Source organism: Bradyrhizobium sp. Ses1 (assembly GCF_059512365.1).
The window spans coordinates 18598-34293 of the sequence record NZ_JCAMOQ010000011.1 but is presented as its reverse complement, the minus strand read 5'-3'; the positions used below and the strand labels follow the sequence as shown (position 1 = coordinate 34293).

The following is a 15696-nucleotide window of genomic DNA, read 5'->3' as shown; positions in this document are numbered from 1 at the left end:
CGGAACTGATTGCGCCTGAGATCGCTACAACTCTCCCAACTCCAATAGTGATCAGAAAACATGAATGCGGGCTCGTCGCGAGCAGCGCGATTGCACGATGCTGTCTGACTTAAGTCGCACCTCTCTTCCGCACACACAACTGCGAGGGACCTACACGATGACTGTCAACAACGATCCGATTAAATTTGCCTACTGGGTGCCAAACGTATCCGGCGGCCTTGTGATTTCTTCGATCGAGCAGCGCACAAGCTGGGACATCGATTATAACCGCAAGCTCGCCCAGATCGCGGAGAAGTCAGGTTTCGATTATGCCTTATCGCAGATCCGCTTCACGGCAGGTTACGGGGCTGACAAGCAGCATGAATCCGTCGCTTTCTCACACGCGCTGCTGGCGGCGACCGAGAAGCTCAAGGTTATCGCTGCTCTCCTTCCCGGTCCATGGAATCCGGCGCTTGCCGCAAAGCAGATTGCAACGATCAGCCAGCTCACCAACGCGCGCGTTGCCGTCAACATCGTCTCGGGTTGGTTCCGCGGAGAATTCCATGCCATTGGCGAACCCTGGCTCGATCATGACGAGCGTTATCGCCGCTCGGAGGAGTTCATCAGCGCGCTTCGCGGGATCTGGACTGAGGGGAGCTTCACGCTCAAGGGCGATTTCTATCGGTTCAACGACTATTCCTTGAAACCAAAGCCGCTGGATCCGCTGCCGGAAATCTTCCAGGGCGGCTCCTCGCGCGCAGCCCGCGACATGGCCGCTCGCGTGTCCGACTGGTATTTCACCAATGGCAATACGCCAGAGGGCCTCAAGACGCAGGTCGAGGACATCCGGACAAAGGAAAAGGCTTTCGGGAAGAGCTTTCGCACCAAGATCGGCATCAATGCTTTCGGCATCGTCCGGAAAACTGAGAAGGAAGCCAAGGATGTCCTGCAAGAGGTCATCGACAAGGCGATCCCGGATGCGGTGCGCGGCTTCCATCATGAGGTCCAGAATGCCGGGAATGCAAGTCCCGAGCGCGAGGGCAATTGGGCCAAGTCCACCTTCCAAGATCTCGTTCAGTACAATGATGGCTTCCGCTCCAATCTCATCGGTACCCCGCAACAGGTCGCCGAACGGATCATCGAGCTCAAACATGCCGGGGCCGACCTGATCTTGCTCGGCTTCCTGCACTTTCAGGAAGAGGTCGAATATTTCGGCAAGCATGTGATCCCGTTGGTCCGTGAGCTTGAGGCGAGGGCTCCCTTGCGCGTGCGGGCCGCTGAATAGCCGTTACGGAGAAGCCGGTGTCTAGAATTGGGGCAGGAGCGGGTGCGCTTCGTCTGGAGGAAGCGCCTCCAGACGGACATATCCATGCGCCGGCTGGCGCACGGTGTGCTGCGGTAGAGCGCCGTACTCGTACTGAGTCAGACGGTCGCAGCCATTTGAGCCTGAGAATCAAGTAATTGAGGAGATTCAATATTTGGCACGCGGAGGGCCAGATGGATCTCGATCAGGGCGGAGCTAGCGAAACGCGGTTTGCGGAGTATGTAGCCGGTCTTGGAAGCGTGATCGGTCACGTGGAGCGGACGAGACCGCTGCGCGACTATTGCACGGGCCTGATGCTGCCTGGGGAACGCAAGAGCGTTGAGCCGATGGCGGCGCGGACGGCTCCAGCGCGCACGGCGGCACAGCACCAGTCGTTGCTGCATTTTGTCGCCAACGCGGCTTGGTCGGACGAGGACGTGCTGGCCAAGGTGCGCGAGATGGTGCTGCCGGCGATCGAGAAGAGCGGACCGATCGAGGCGTGGATCATCGATGACACCTCGTTCCCCAAGCAAGGCAAGCATTCGGTCGGCGTGCACCACCAATATTGCGGGCAGCTCGGCAAGCAGGCCAATTGCCAGGTCGCGGTGTCGCTGTCGGTTGCCAATCATGCCGCCAGCCTTCCGGTGGCCTATCGGCTGTACCTGCCGGAAGCCTGGACGAAGGATCGTGCCCGGCGGAAGAAGGTAGGCGTGCCGAAGCAGATCAAGTTCAGAACCAAGCCACAGATCGCGCTGGAGCAGATCCGCCGGGCCTGCGAGAGCGGTCTGCCACGCGGTGTCGCGTTGATGGATGCGGCCTACGGCAGGGACGCGCGGCTGCGTGCAGGCATGACGGAATTGGGCGTGCCCTACGTGGTCGGCATCGTGTCGACCATCTTGATGTGGCGTCCCGGAACCAGCCCGCGGCGCATGGACAAGCCGATGAACAACACCGGCCGCCGCGACGAGCCCGAGCTGGTCTCGGCCAAGAAAGTCGCACTCGGTCTGCCGAAGCAGGCCTGGCGCACGGTGACGTGGCGCGAAGGCTCGGCCGACCAGTTGTCCTCGCGCTTTGCACGTGTGCGTGTCCGGGTCGGGTACAACAAACTGATCCCGGAGAAGCTGTCGCCTGAGTGGCTGTTGATCGAATGGCCGGAGGGCGAAGCAGAGCCAACCAAATACTGGCTCTCCACGCTGCCGGAGACCATCAGCTTCGAGCAACTCGTCGATCTGGCCAAGCTGCGCTGGCGCATCGAGCGCGACTATCAGGAGCTCAAGCAGGAGGTCGGGCTCGGTCACTACGAGGGACGCGGCTGGCGTGGCTTCCATCACCACGCAACCCTGTGCATCGCAGCCTACGGCTTCCTCATCGCCGAACAGGCGACGATTCCCCCCTCAGGACCTCGTTCCGCCGCGCCGGTCCAGGTCCCTCCCTTACCCGACGATTATCGACCCAGAGGATCTGCCCTTGCGGCCTGAACGCCACGTCCCGAACTCGATCGCAACCATGCGCGTGCGGCTGAGCCGGGCCCTCAGCAAAACGATCACACGATGCCCTTGCTGCGGCGCCATCGCCGCATCACGCACGCGCAGAAAACTCGTGACGCAGTACGAGTACGGAGCATGTGGCCGCAACGCTCGCATCTCCGGTCCTTGGTCTCACCAATGTCTCGCTGGCATTTGGCGGTGTCGCAGCGCTGCGTAATGTCGATCTGCACGTCGCCCAAGGTGAGATCCGGTCCATTATTGGACCAAACGGCGCGGGAAAGAGCTCCCTGCTCAATGTTGTCAGTGGGCTCTACCGGCCTGACCGGGGCGAGGTCAGGCTCGGCGAGCGTTCGTTTTCTGAAGTGCCAACGTCGGGGCTTGCTGCCCTTGGAGTGGCGCGGACGTTTCAGAACCTGGTGCTGTTCAAGGGACTTTCGGTCTTCGATAACGTGCTGATGGGGCTTGCGCATCGCGTGCGCGCCGGATTCCTGCGCCAGATCGTCGGCTCGCCGTCGGCGCGGCGGATCGAGGCGGAGAATCGTGCAGCTGCGGAAGAGGTCATTAGCTTCCTGCATCTTGAGCAAGTTCATGATCGCATTGCGGGAACGCTGCCTTATGGCGTGCAAAAGCGAATCGAGCTGGCGCGCGCGCTGGTGGCCCGGCCAAAGCTTCTGCTGCTGGACGAGCCGTTTGCCGGCGTAACCCTTACCGACAAGCAGGAGCTGGCGCAGCATGTGCGCAACGTCCGCGACAGCTTTGGCGCCACCATCGTTCTGATCGAGCATGACATCGGAGTGGTGATGGGCCTGTCCGATTGCGTGGCTGTGCTGGATTACGGTCGAAAGATCGCAGACGGCCCGCCCGACGAGGTGCGTGCCAATCCCGCAGTAATCGATGCCTATCTCGGCGTTGCCCATGAGGACGAGACGGAGCTTGCGGTCTGATGTTCGACTATCAATTTCTGATCGAGGTCTTGATCGGCGGCCTACTGTCGGGGGTGATGTACTCACTGGTCGCCATCGGTTTTGTGCTGATCTACAAGACCTCGGGCGTGCTCAATTTCGCGCAAGGCGCGATGCTGCTGTTTGCGGCGCTGACCTTCGTCAGTCTGGTCGAGCGCGGTGCGCCATTTCCTCTGGCGCTTCTCGCTACCCTTGCGATCATGGTTGCGCTCGGCATTGCCATTGAACGCACGGTGCTGCGGCCGCTGGTGAACCAGCCGCCGATCACCTTGTTCATGGCCACCCTTGGGCTCTCCTACGTCATCGAGGGTGCAGCCCAGCTCCTGTGGGGCACGCAGGTACATGGTCTCGATATCGGGGTCAGCGATACCCCCTTTGAAGTCGCAGGTGTGCTGATCAGCCAGTTCGATCTGTTCGCGGCCGCGATCGCCGGTAGCCTGGTCGCGCTATCTGCCCTGTTCTTCCGCTACACGCGCACCGGGCTCTCGTTTCGTGCCGTAGCTGACGACCAGTTTGCCGCGCTCGCAGTGGGCCTGCGGCTGCCCCGGGTTTGGGCCGCGGTCTGGACGGCGGCTGGCATCGTCGCCCTGGTCGGCGGGCTCTTGTGGGGGGCACGGCTCGGCGTGCAATTCTCGCTGTCGCTCGTTGTGTTGAAAGCGCTACCGGTGCTGGTCCTGGGTGGCTTTGATTCGATTGCAGGTGCGATCGTCGGCGGCCTTCTGGTCGGTGCGATCGAAAAGCTCGCGGAGGTCTATGTTGGACCATTCTTCGGGGGCGGTATTGAGGCCTGGGCCGCTTATGTCGTGGCACTCGTACTCCTACTGATCCGACCGTCAGGCCTGTTCGGGCAGAAGCTGGTGGAGAGGGTGTAAGCCGTGGCCGGACTCGCATCTCGTAAAACGACCTGGCCGACTGCCGAGACGCTGTGGATCGGCTTGGCGATCGTTCTGGCCTACGGCATCGTTCCGCTCGCCGCATCGGACTATCTGCTGGATGCTGTGCTCACGCCATTCCTGGCGCTGGCGCTCGCAGCCGTCGGGCTGAACGTCCTCACCGGCTATGCCGGGCAGGTCTCTCTCGGCTCGGCCGCCTTCCTCGCGGTGGGCGCTTACGCAGCATACAATCTTCACCTTCGCGCGCCAGCGCTGCCATTGCTATTGGATGTCGTGCTGGCCGGCGGTATCGCCGCCGCTATCGGCATCGTGTTTGGGCTGCCGAGCTTGCGGCTGCGGGGATTCTATCTGGCCGTGTCAACGCTCGCCGCCCAATTCATGATCCAGTGGGCGCTCACCAAGTTCGGTTGGTTCTCCAACGACAATCCGTCCGGCGTGATCGATGCGCCGGTTATCAGCATTGCTGGCGTCTCATTCGCAAGTCCAGCAGAACGTTACGTCTTCACGCTTTCGATCGTAATCATTCTGGCCTTGTTGACGCTGCGGTTGTTGCGCTCTCAAACCGGTCGCAACTTTGTCGCGGTGCGCGATCACGAGGTCGCGGCAAAGGTCATAGGTGTACCGCTGCTGCGCACCAAGCTGCTCGCTTTTGGGCTCTCGTCCTTCCTCATCGGCGTCGCCGGTGTGCTCTGGGCCTTTGCCTATCTGCGCACGGTCGAACCGGCTGGCTTCAATCTCGACCGCTCGTTCCAGATCCTGTTCATCATCATCATCGGCGGGCTCGGGTCGCTACGCGGCTCTTTCATTGGCGCGGCGTTCATCGTCGTCTTCCCGCTCTTGTTATCACGGATAGGCGCCGCCCTGCTCGGTAACCTGTTCGATTCCGGCGTGCTCGAGATGAGCCAGCGTATCGCTATCGGTGTGCTCATCATCGCCTTTCTGATTGCAGAGCCGCGCGGCCTCGTCGCCCTCTGGGACCGCGCCTGGTCCGCAGCCCGACGCGCCAAGCGCCCGGCACTCCCAACTTGATCTGTTCAACTCAAAGGAGCTTACGATGAATATCTTCAGACGTTTGAAGCTGACAATGGCGGTAGCGCTCGCCGTGGGCCTTGCCTCTATGCTCACCGCGCAAGCCGATGAGCAGTTCTTTCCGCTGCAAAGCTATCGCGTGGGACCCTATGCGGCCGGCGGCACGGGGTTTTTCGGGGGGGTCATTGATTATCTCAACCTGATCAACATCCGCGATGGTGGGGTCAATGGCGTCAAGCTGACCTGGGATGAAGGCGAGACCCAGTATGAGGTCGAGCGCGGCGTCGAGGTTTACGAGCGGTTGAAGAGCCGTGCGGGGATTGCAGCCTGGAATCCCCTCTCGGTCGGTATTGCCTATGCCATGATCGATCGGATCTCCAAGGACAGAGTGCCGCTGATCACGATCAATCACGGCCGAACCGATTCCACCGATGGCCGCGTGTTCCCTTACGTGTTTCCGCTGCTGCTCAATCCCTACAGCGAAACCTCGGGCATCGTAAACTACATTGCCGCAAAGGAAGGCGGCTCGGTCAGGCTGAAGGGCAAGAAGATCGTCGTGCTCTATCACGGCTCGCCCTACGGCAAAGAGACGATCCCGATCTACAAGCTGCTGGCTGACAAGTATGGATTCGACCTCGAGCAGATCGAGGTTCCGCATCCGGGCAACGAGCAGCAATCGCAATGGATCTCGATCCGCCGCGCCAAACCCGATTACGTGGTGCTGCGCGGCTGGGGCGTGATGAATCCGGTCGCGCTGAAGACGGCGCAGAAGGTTGGCTTCCCCGCCGACCACATCATCGGCAATGTCTGGTCCAATTCGGAAGAAGACGTCATCCCCGCCGGCGATGCCGCCAAGGGCTATATCGCAATTACGACCCAGGCTTCTGGCGCCGAGTATCCCGTGCTCTAGGAGGTGATCAAGACGGTCTATGGTGCGAACAAGGGAAATCTCGATGATAAAAAGCGCATCGGCAGCGTCTATCACAACCTCGGGATCGTAAACGGCATTCTCAACGTGGAAGCGGTCCGGGTTGCGCAAGCAAAGTTCGGCAAGCGCACCCTGAGCGGCGATGAAGTCCGCTGGGGTTTTGAGCATCTGCAGCTCGATCCGGCGCGGGTGGAGGCGCTGGGCGCAAAAGGCCTGTTTCACTCGATCAACGTCACCTGGGACAATCATGAGGGCGACGGCCGCGTGACGTTCCAGCAGTGGGATGGCAGCAAGTGGAAGGTCGTCTCCGACTGGATCGCGCCGGACTGGGCCTTCCTTCGGCCGATTATCGAGAAGTCCTCGACCGGCTATGCCAAGGAGCATGGCATCAAGATCCGCACCTCCGGCGATGATGCGGTAAGCCAATAGCGGCAAGGCTTGGTACCTGCGGGCGCCGTCGGGCCCCGCAGGTGTCAGACCAAATGGATCAAAATATGAGTAACGTTCTGCTTTCAGTCGAAGGCCTGGTCGCAACCTACAACCATGCCATCCAGGCGGTGAACGATGTCTCCTTCGCGGTTCGGCGCGGCGAGATCGTCGCAGTGCTCGGTGCAAACGGTGCCGGCAAGTCGACCACGCTTCAGGCGATCTCTGGGCTGTTGCCGGCGCGGCGGGGCCAGGTGGCCGCCGGTCGCATAGTCTTCGATGGCCACGACATTGCAGCCGCATCGCCTGCGAAACTGGTCCGTGCGGGGATCGTTCCGGTACTTGAAGGCCGGCATTGCTTCTCCTCGTTGACAGTGGAAGAAAACCTCATCACTGGCGGGATCGGCCGAGACGCAAAGTCTCGGCTGATCCGAGCTGATCTTGAGGAGATCTACGAGCTTTTTTCCCGCGCCTGAAAGTACATCGTCGGTCAATTTCCGGGCTCACCTCGGGCGGCGAGCAGCAGATGACCGCGATCGCCCGCGCGCTGATGTCGCGGCCACGGCTCCTTGTGCTCGACGAACCCTCGATGGGGCTCGCGCCGCTTGTTGTCAAAGGCATCTTCCGGGCGCTGAAGCAGCTGAATGCCGAGCAAGGCCTCGCGATCCTCGTGGCCGAACAGAACTCGACGGTGGCGCTGCGTTTTTCCGATTCCGCGCTTGTGCTTGAGAACGGCCGCAGCGTGCTGTCCGGCGCGTCAGCCGCATTGCGCAATCGCGACGACATCAAAACGCTTTACCTCGGCGGCGCCGCCAAAAAAGACGCCCACGAAAAGCGGCTGGCGCACGCCGTTGCATAATTTTGATGAACACTGGAGAGACTGACCATGGCTAACGAGAATTTGGCACGCAACGTCGGCCAAGACGTCTATACGCGGCTGGATGCGGCGATTGACACGACCGTCGGCGTTAACGCCGATCGCAATGATCTGGAAGGCCGCTTTCCCAGGGAAAGTCTGAAGGCGCTCTCGGAAACGGGCTGGACCGGCGTGCTGAACGAGCCACGATTTGGTGGCCTTGGCCTTGGTCATGTTGATTTCGCGGAGGCCGCATACCGGATTGGACAGGCGGATGCATCGACCGGTCTCGTCTACGTCATGCATGTCGGCGCGGCCCAGACGATCAATTTGTTTGGCAATGATGACCAAAAAGAGCGCTGGCTCAAAGCCAACAATGGCGGCCTGCTTGGCACATATTCGACCAGTGAACGCGCGACCGGTGGCCACTGGTGGTATAACCTCTCGGAAGCATCACGCGACGGCGACAATTATCTCCTCAATGCTGAAAAATCATTCACGACGAGCTCCGGTCAGGCGGATTTTTATGTCGTGCAGACGCGCACGCCAGGCGCCAAGGACCAAACCGACATCGTCTTCTTCATCGTCGACGGCAAATCTGAAGGCATCGAATCAAAGCCCTGGAATGCTCTTGGCGTACGCGGCAATCATTCGGGTCCAATACGCTACACCAACGTGCGGGTGCCGAAGCGGGATCGCCTCGGTGCCGAAGGTCAGGGGAAGGAGATCATCTATGATGGCGTATCGCCGGTCTATCTGATCGGGCTTGGTGCCGTATGGGAAGGCGTCGCCCGCGGCGCATTGAACGCGGCCGTCAAGCATTCCACGAGTTTCGTGCACAAGGATCGAAACAAGAGCCTTTCGGACTATCAAGCGATCCGGCAGGAACTTGGAGCTGCCAAGGTGCTAGTGGAGACCCTTCGACCCTGGCGCCTCGAGCTTGCGGCGAAGCTGGATGAGCTCTCGCGCGCGGGCAAGCCGCAGAGCGAGATCCTGATCCCTTTGACCGAGTTCAAGGTCCATGCCGCCGAGGTCGCGAACAAGGTTGCCGCGGCGGCCCTGACGGTGACGGGAGGTTGCGGCTATCACCGCGGGCCGATCGAGCGTTCCTTCCGCGACGCGCGCGCAGCAATCGCCATGGGGCCCTCGAATGTGATTGCGCGCGACTGGATTGGTAAATCGTTGGTCGGACTGCCTCTGGAGCTGTTCCACGAAGGGGGAGAATAGATCTTGCCTGAGGAGGTGCCCGCAAGCGGCATGGAATCCCGTTTCGTTGACCGATGACATCAGTGAATTGATATTTGAATCACCCGAAATGGCCGCATCAGATTGATTTCTCACAGAGTTTAATGTGACGCGGCCGTGTTCAGCGCCAGCCTATGGGCGTATGTGGAAGTCGTCGACGATCCAATTTTGCCTGGAAGCGCAGCAGCTGTTGTTTCGCTGTTTCGCCCAACAAATGGTGTCTGCTGCCGAGATGCATATCTCGCCGCAACCTGCTGCCGATTATTTTCGTAGAATTTCAGGATGCTCTCGTCACTCAGTTCTTGGATGGCCATCGAAATATTCTCAAGACTCACCAAAAAACGGAGCCGCAGATGTAATCCGCGGCTCCCCTCGAAGACAACTCGGTAAAACGCAATATAGCCCAGCTCCCGTGCCGACCTCAGGGTGACTCGCTTATCCCGATTTGTAGCGATGTCGCTAGCCTATAATTTTCGTCCCGATCCGCAAAGGACCCTACGGGCGGCGATATCGAAAACGCTCGGAGGCGACAACGAGACCAACTCTACCAGGTTTGGCGCTCACCGAGGTCCTATCAGAATCCGTAAGATCGTTCGGCCCAGCGCAGTAGCACGCGCGCATCCCGATCGGGTAAGACCACGCGCTGGTCACGCAGGCCCTTGGCGATCGCTTGACCAACCTCGGGCTCAATTCGATTACCATGGGTCATCAAGAAGAACCAACCGAACGGGACGCCGACCTCACGGTCGAGGGCTTCAACGCGATCCATCAGGATATGAACCGAGGCATCGTCGGCGCTGAGCTTCTCTTCCGGCAGATGCAGCGGGCGCGGCACGAATCCGACCTCGCGCGTGCCTTTGTCGTCGTAGTCGTAAATGTCGAGCGCCCAGTGCGCGTAGACGCGCTCGGCCGAAGCGCTTGATTCTTCCCAATCCTGGAAGAAGCGATTCTCCCGTGCCACGAACTCGAACCAGTCCGGCACCAATTCCAGGAACGGCGTCTCGGTCGTGCCCTGCCGCGTCACTTCCCGCACCACACGGCGTTCCATCTCCGGCCGCTGCGCCTCGCGCTTCTCGCGCTCGAGGCGGGCACGCCGCGTCAGGAAACTCCGGACATGGACGACGCTGCTGCCCGCGCGCCCAAGCATCCGATAGAGCGGACCGGCGATTACCTTGTCGTCGGATATATCTTCGTGTGTGATCCATGATGGATCGAGTAATTCGTCCTTGCTCCAAGGGCGGTACATCGGATTGACGATCGGCCCGGCGCGCCATTCGACTTCCCGGCCGAGACGGATTTGCACATAGTCCGCCGCGCCCGGTCCAGTTGGCGCGAAGGCGTACACGCTGTTGCCGTGCCATTCCGAAATCTGAAGGTCGCTCTCGCGCAATCGCGTCCAAAGGGCGCCAATGTCGCCGTTGTCCTTAGCAAGCTCGGCTTCCATCCACGGCCGGTATTCTGCGATCCGTGATGCAGGCCTTGCCGCACGGCGATGCCCCGCTCCAGCAGGAACGCACGGATCTGATTGATGACGCCGGTGCGCTGACCGACCAATCGATCGCGGACGCGGTGCAGTGCCTGAAGGTCGAGCTGATCGGCGGTCTTGGTCGCGACGAACTTCATGGTCGGGCGTTGGACGGCCTCGGCGATGGCTTCCGCATCTCGGAAGTCATTCTTCTGTCCCTTCGAATACGGGCGCACGTATTTCGCCGGCATCAGGCGGGCGTCGTGGCCAAGCATTTGGAGTTTGCGACTGAGATGATGGGCGCCGACGCAGGCCTCCATACCGACCCAGCACGGCGGCAGGTTGGCGAGCCGCGTTTCCACCTGGCCGCGCGACCACTTCTGCCGCAGCACGATGGCACCGCGGTGATCATGACCCACGATGTGGAACGAGTTCTTGCCGATATCGATGCCGATCACGGCGATCGCTGCGTTGAGTTTCTGAGGCATGGCGTGCTCCTTGTCTTGAGTGCCCCTTGCCAGCTTCTCGTGCTGGCAGGGCCGGAGCACGGCCGGACCATCCCATTCTGATGTCCCCAGTCAAGTACACAGCGCATGGTTTCCCGTCCCCACGAAGACTCATCGTGAAGTTCTTGCTCTGATGGATCGTGCGGAGGAGAAGGCGGGACCCAAAGACGTCGGTGAACAGGCTCTGATGCGCGGGTTGGATACCGCATGCATGTTTCGCGGGATCGTGAGCACGGATTTCAAAGCATCGTGAGCAGAGATTTCAGACGATCGTGAGCATGGATTGCGCTGGATCGTGAGCAACGTTTCAGCGGCTCTGCCCGCTTCGGCCGACAACTCAACCGGCTTAGGAACTGTCTCGTCAGTGAACGAGGAAGGCCGATGCCCACCCAGAGATTGTCGATGCGCCGGATCAAAGAGGTTGTCCGCTTAAAACATGTTCAAGGCTTGCCGGAGCGAGCCATCGCGCGCACCCTGGGCATCAGCAACGGCGCCGTGCACAGCTATCTGCGCCGAGCCGGGGCTGCCGGGCTGAACTGGCCGTTGCCGGCCGGAATGACCGACGAAGACCTGGAGCTGCTGCTTTTCCCTGCGCCGAAGCCTGCGTCGCAGAGCCCCCAGCGGCCCATTCCCGACTGGGGCTATGTCGACAAGGAGCTGCGCCGGCGCAACGTGACCCGCCGGCTGCTGTGGGACGAGTATCGCGCCAGCCATCCCGATGGCTTCGGCTACACATGGTTCTGTACGACCTACGAGGCCTGGAAGGGGCGGGCCCGGCCTTCGATGCGGCAGACCCATCTGGGCGGCGAGAAGGTTTTCGTGGATTTCGCCGGCGACACCATCGATGTCATCGATCCCTTAACCGGGAAGTGCAGCCGATGAAGCTGTTCGTCGCGGCGATGGGCGCCTCCAATTATACATACGCCAAGGCCTGCCCAAGCGAGGGCCTCGCTGACTGGATCCGGGTCCACATCAACCTTTTCACTTTCCTCGGCGGGGCGCCGACGTTCGTGGTCTGCGACAATCTCAAGGCCGCCGTCACCAATCCCGACCGCCACGACCCCGGCCTCAATCGGACCTATGCCGAGATGGCGAGCTATTACGGCACGGCCATTCTCGCAGCCCGGCCGCGGCGCCCAAAAGATAAGGGCTCAGACTCATACTGCACCTCGTCAGTTATGTGAGGATGAACTTTCAGGATCGACCTGGTAGTCCCGCTTGTGGACGAACTTCGCCGGCAGGTCCTCTGGCGGAATCTCATAGAGGAAGTCGCCACGATCATTGACCGGATGTGCGCGTAACAGGCCACGTCGGCGCCACAAATGGACGGTCGAGACCACAACGTTGTAGCGAGCCGCGACGTCCTGCAGAGTCAGCAGTCCTTGCGCGAGCAGGCGTGTCTGCCGATCGGCGAGATGGTAGGTATGGCGAAGTCGTCCGGTGCGCGTAGCTGTCCAAGGCGTGCTGACGACGGTCCGCACGCTCGCTCGTTGAGCAGATCGGCGATCTCTTTGTCCGTGTAGGTATCGATGAGGCGGTCGATCTCCGCGATCACGGCGGCATCTGTCGTACGCAACTCGACACACGACTTCGGCAGCGGCAGATCCAATGAGCGCGTCGCGCCGCCGACGAAGCGGATATCCACATGGAGCGTATCGCCCTTGCTGAGCGTCACGTCCTCGATCAGCATGCGCAGCATGCGTTTCTTATCTTTCATCTGCGTGCGTGGATTGCGCCAGAGGCGGGGGAAGTCGATGGCGAGGGCCATCGGCTCGCTACGCTCGGCATCGGTCACGACGCTAACATCCGCCGCCGAGGCTTTGTTGTATGCTTCCTGTGCCGCGGCGACCGCACGAAGCAGACGCAGGAATTGATCTGATCGATCCGACGACGGAACAGATCGCCACGTCCATCGATTCCTCCTCCTGTCGAGGCACGGACGAACAGCTGAATCCGATGGCCAAGGTGAGTCATTCTGCAAAAGCCTTCACGCCCAAGCAGGGCCAGTATCTGGCCTTCATCGACGCCTACACGCGCGTGCATCGCGGCCACCAGCCGAATGGGTGCAGCGGCACTTCGGCGTCTCCCCGCCTTGGCGCAAGCTGCGATCGCGAGGCTCTGGTGTGCTCTGGCCCTATCTGACTTGGTAGCTGCCCAAGCCACGTAGCCGGTGTTAAGTTCGCTTGAGCAAGGGTGCCGATCGAGCTGACCGTAAGAGTTGTACAGAGCCTCCTGTTCGGTCCGAGGTCGTCCGCTTGTCGTTCACGCTCTTCTGAGCGGTCGGGGGCGCAGCTTGGCAGATGGAATGGAAATGCAACAGCGGCGCTCGCTCTCGAATGGTGATCGGCCGGCCGGCCATTTTCGGAACACCGCTTACGTGCTCAACAAGAGCAGCAGTCCCTATTTCGATGCATCTCACGCGGCCGGCCTCATGCCGGTCGAGGGACGTTCCACGACGGGACGGACCTTTGTTTTGGACGGCGGTCCACTGTTCGACTTCGAAGGCATCTCAGAATCGCTAAGGCGAACGTCCTCGGCGCGTCCGCACGGTAGGATGAATATTTCTGGAGAGCGCACTGATGCCCGACTGGGATATGCACTCATTGTCGGCCAGCGTACCCAGAAAAATGCTTCAACGTCGGTACATTGGTGCGACGGCTTGGCAATTTCGTCTACCAGGATGGTGTCGCCGCCCGAACGCGCGGGCTTCATCAGGCGCCGGCCCGGATCGCCGCGCAGCATCGAAGCGCTGGTCCCTCCCGAGCTACCCGTCTTGGAATCCAAAACCAATCAAACAAAACCTCAGTGTCGAGGTACTAGGACAAAACTGAGGGGGAATAATGTCTGACGCTGCGTTAGATCGCACACCGAATGTCACGGGCACCAAGACCTTTAGCATAAACTACGGATTGTTCGCGTTCGCGATCGTTGCGCTGACGATCCTCTACATCTGCGCGCGGCTGTATCAGCAGGCTTTTGGTTTCTCCATGGGGCTCGATGCGAGTTCACCAGAATTTGGCGAATACTGGATGACGCTCTTCAAGATCGAATTACCGGTCTTGTATGGCGCGGGCGCGCTCTGCTGGACCTATCTCTTCCTGACGCGTGACAAGAACATTGAGGCCATCACGCCCGAGGTCGAGTTGCGCCGTTACTTTTATCTGACGATGTGGCTCGTCGTGTACAGCTTCTGCATCTTCTGGACGGGCAGCTTCTTCGCCGATGGAGATGGAGTCTGGCATCAGACGACCCTCAGAGACACGCCGTTTACTCCCAGTCACATAATTCTGTTCTATGCGACCATTCCAATCTATCTCTTCTTTGGCGTAGGCAGCTTTGTTTACGCAATGACCCGCATTCCGGCCTTCTGCAGGGGGATCTCGCTCATGCATGTCTTCGCCGTAGTGGGGCCTTTCCTCATTTTGCCGAATCTCGGTTTCAACGAATGGGGGCATGCTTACTGGCTCACGGAGGAAATCTTCTCGCATCCGCTGCATTGGGGTTTCGTGGTTCTTGGATGGTGCGCACTCGCGCTGGCGGGCGTCCTGATGCAGATCGTCGGACGATTTAGAGAACTCGTTCCAATTGTATTCAAGCAGGATGCAGCGAGCGCGTGACGGACGCACGTCTGCTACACGTTGGAAAAGCGCGGTGCGGGAAGCCGTGCGACAATAATACAAGCCAACAGCCATTCCCGGAGAGCGATCGCAGTCCGGGAAGAGCAGGTAAACCCTAGGGAGAGAGGAGTGACCTCAATTACCGACATCGATGCAGTGGCGATTCCGAAAAGGAAAGCTGGCCGCAAGGGTGAGACGGTCATTTCTGTCTCCGGTCTAACCCCCAAGGCAGCAAGATACTCCCGCATATTCGACTTCTTGGTCGTGGCGGCGGTGGTGCCCCTCTTTGCGGGAGCATTCCATCTGCACGTGATGCTCACGGTCGGTGATTGGGACATGTATGTCGACTGGAAAGATCGGCAATATTGGCCCCTTGTCACGCCCATCTCCATGATCATGTTTCCTGCTGCTCTGCAGGCGATCTTCTGGGTCAACTTCCGTTTGCCCATCGGCGCGACGGTGGGCGCAACAGTGTTGCTGATCACCACGTGGCTCGGACGTTACGCGAATTGGTGGATATGGACAGGCTTCCCGTTCACGGAAGGCGTGCCGTCACAGGTGATCGCGGGCGCATTGTTGATGGATATGGCGTTAATCGTCCTTCGCAATAGCCTGTTCACATCCATCTTCGCGGGCTTTGCGTTTGGATTCGTATTCTGGCCATCGAATTATTCCGCTTTGGCTCCGTTCTATCTCCCAGTCGAGCACCAAGGAATGGTCGCATCGTTGGCCGACATGATCGGTTACACATTTCCGCGTTCGAACATGCCTGAGTATCTGCGTATCATTGAGCGCGGTACGCTCCGGACTTTCGGTAGCTCGGTTAGTTGGGTGTCGGCGGCGTTCGCGGGCTTCATCTGCATATTCATGCACCAGCTTTGGTGGCAGCTTGGGCGTTTTGCGTCCCAGGCGACGTTCCTCAAGAACGGCGATGTCGTCAAATCCTTCATGGGTATGAAAAGCAGGCCAGCGTCCTAAGCGAATAAGCACAGGGAACACG

At 60.1% G+C, this 15696-nt stretch carries 10 protein-coding genes and 5 pseudogenes; 12 read left to right on the top strand and 3 right to left on the bottom strand.

What is annotated here, in order from left to right; genetic code table 11:
• Positions 1–157 precede the first annotated feature (157 nt).
• From sfnG to AC5ZG5_RS15290, 8 genes and pseudogenes are all read left to right on the top strand, one after another.
• Positions 158–1264, top strand: coding sequence for a dimethylsulfone monooxygenase SfnG (sfnG, locus tag AC5ZG5_RS15325; RefSeq protein ID WP_456643309.1), 1107 nt, complete (start codon positions 158–160; stop codon positions 1262–1264).
• A gap of 212 nt (positions 1265–1476) precedes the next feature.
• Complete coding sequence (locus AC5ZG5_RS15320; RefSeq protein WP_456643308.1) at positions 1477–2760, top strand: IS701 family transposase; 1284 nt, start codon at positions 1477–1479, stop codon at positions 2758–2760.
• Between the two features lie 146 nt (positions 2761–2906).
• A complete protein-coding gene (locus AC5ZG5_RS15315) occupies positions 2907–3713 on the top strand; it encodes an ABC transporter ATP-binding protein (RefSeq protein ID WP_456643307.1) in 807 nt (268 codons plus the stop codon).
• Entirely contained in the window at positions 3713–4603 is an 891-nt protein-coding gene (locus AC5ZG5_RS15310; protein WP_456643306.1) for a branched-chain amino acid ABC transporter permease, read from the top strand. The genes AC5ZG5_RS15315 and AC5ZG5_RS15310 overlap by 1 nt, the downstream gene beginning before the upstream one ends.
• 51 nt (positions 4604–4654) lie before the next feature.
• Positions 4655–5653, top strand: coding sequence for a branched-chain amino acid ABC transporter permease (locus tag AC5ZG5_RS15305; RefSeq protein ID WP_456643411.1), 999 nt, complete (start codon positions 4655–4657; stop codon positions 5651–5653).
• Positions 5654–5708: 55 nt separating this feature from the next.
• A pseudogene (locus AC5ZG5_RS15300) lies at positions 5709–7010 on the top strand (ABC transporter substrate-binding protein).
• 65 nt (positions 7011–7075) lie between these two features.
• Positions 7076–7866 (top strand): annotated as a pseudogene (locus tag AC5ZG5_RS15295) (ABC transporter ATP-binding protein).
• A gap of 27 nt (positions 7867–7893) precedes the next feature.
• Positions 7894–9090, top strand: a complete 1197-nt coding sequence (locus AC5ZG5_RS15290) for an acyl-CoA dehydrogenase family protein (protein ID WP_456643305.1) — start codon at positions 7894–7896, stop codon at positions 9088–9090.
• Positions 9091–9682: 592 nt separating this feature from the next.
• Here AC5ZG5_RS15290 and AC5ZG5_RS15285 read toward each other — a convergent pair.
• Together AC5ZG5_RS15285 and AC5ZG5_RS15280 are read right to left on the bottom strand one after the other, a co-directional pair.
• Positions 9683–10591, bottom strand: a pseudogene (locus tag AC5ZG5_RS15285) (hypothetical protein); the annotation flags it as partial.
• Positions 10582–11061: pseudogene (locus AC5ZG5_RS15280) on the bottom strand (IS110 family RNA-guided transposase); the annotation flags it as partial. The pseudogenes AC5ZG5_RS15280 and AC5ZG5_RS15285, both read right to left, overlap by 10 nt.
• 399 nt (positions 11062–11460) lie before the next feature.
• Between AC5ZG5_RS15280 and istA the strand changes: the two are divergent.
• Positions 11461–12227, top strand: a pseudogene (istA, locus tag AC5ZG5_RS15275) (IS21 family transposase); the annotation flags it as partial.
• A gap of 224 nt (positions 12228–12451) precedes the next feature.
• Here the strand turns inward: istA and AC5ZG5_RS15270 are convergent.
• Positions 12452–12874, bottom strand: coding sequence for a hypothetical protein (locus AC5ZG5_RS15270; protein ID WP_456646718.1), 423 nt, complete (start codon positions 12872–12874; stop codon positions 12452–12454).
• Positions 12875–12906: 32 nt separating this feature from the next.
• On the opposite strand from AC5ZG5_RS15270, the gene AC5ZG5_RS15265 reads away from it, so the two are divergent.
• The 3 genes from AC5ZG5_RS15265 to AC5ZG5_RS15255 all read left to right on the top strand — a co-directional run bounded on the left by AC5ZG5_RS15265 (position 12907) and on the right by AC5ZG5_RS15255 (position 15674).
• On the top strand, positions 12907–13221 hold the full coding sequence (locus tag AC5ZG5_RS15265; protein ID WP_456646717.1) for a hypothetical protein: 315 nt from the start codon (positions 12907–12909) through the stop codon (positions 13219–13221).
• A 698-nt stretch (positions 13222–13919) separates the two neighbouring features.
• Positions 13920–14696: a bacterial ammonia monooxygenase, subunit AmoC gene (amoC, locus tag AC5ZG5_RS15260; RefSeq protein WP_456646716.1), complete on the top strand. Its 777-nt coding sequence runs from the start codon at positions 13920–13922 to the stop codon at positions 14694–14696.
• 129 nt (positions 14697–14825) lie between these two features.
• Positions 14826–15674 carry a methane monooxygenase/ammonia monooxygenase subunit A gene (locus AC5ZG5_RS15255; RefSeq protein ID WP_456646715.1) on the top strand — a complete coding sequence of 283 codons (849 nt, stop codon included), beginning with the start codon at positions 14826–14828 and terminating at the stop codon, positions 15672–15674.
• The last annotated feature ends 22 nt before the right edge of the window (positions 15675–15696 follow it).

Coding starts and splice junctions, on each gene's coding strand:
- sfnG (WP_456643309.1), top strand. CDS start 158: ATGACTGTCAACAACGATCCGATTAAATTTGCCTACTGGGTGCCAAAC.
- AC5ZG5_RS15320 (WP_456643308.1), top strand. CDS start 1,477: ATGGATCTCGATCAGGGCGGAGCTAGCGAAACGCGGTTTGCGGAGTAT.
- AC5ZG5_RS15310 (WP_456643306.1), top strand. CDS start 3,713: ATGTTCGACTATCAATTTCTGATCGAGGTCTTGATCGGCGGCCTACTG.
- AC5ZG5_RS15290 (WP_456643305.1), top strand. CDS start 7,894: ATGGCTAACGAGAATTTGGCACGCAACGTCGGCCAAGACGTCTATACG.
- AC5ZG5_RS15265 (WP_456646717.1), top strand. CDS start 12,907: ATGCTTCCTGTGCCGCGGCGACCGCACGAAGCAGACGCAGGAATTGAT.
- amoC (WP_456646716.1), top strand. CDS start 13,920: ATGTCTGACGCTGCGTTAGATCGCACACCGAATGTCACGGGCACCAAG.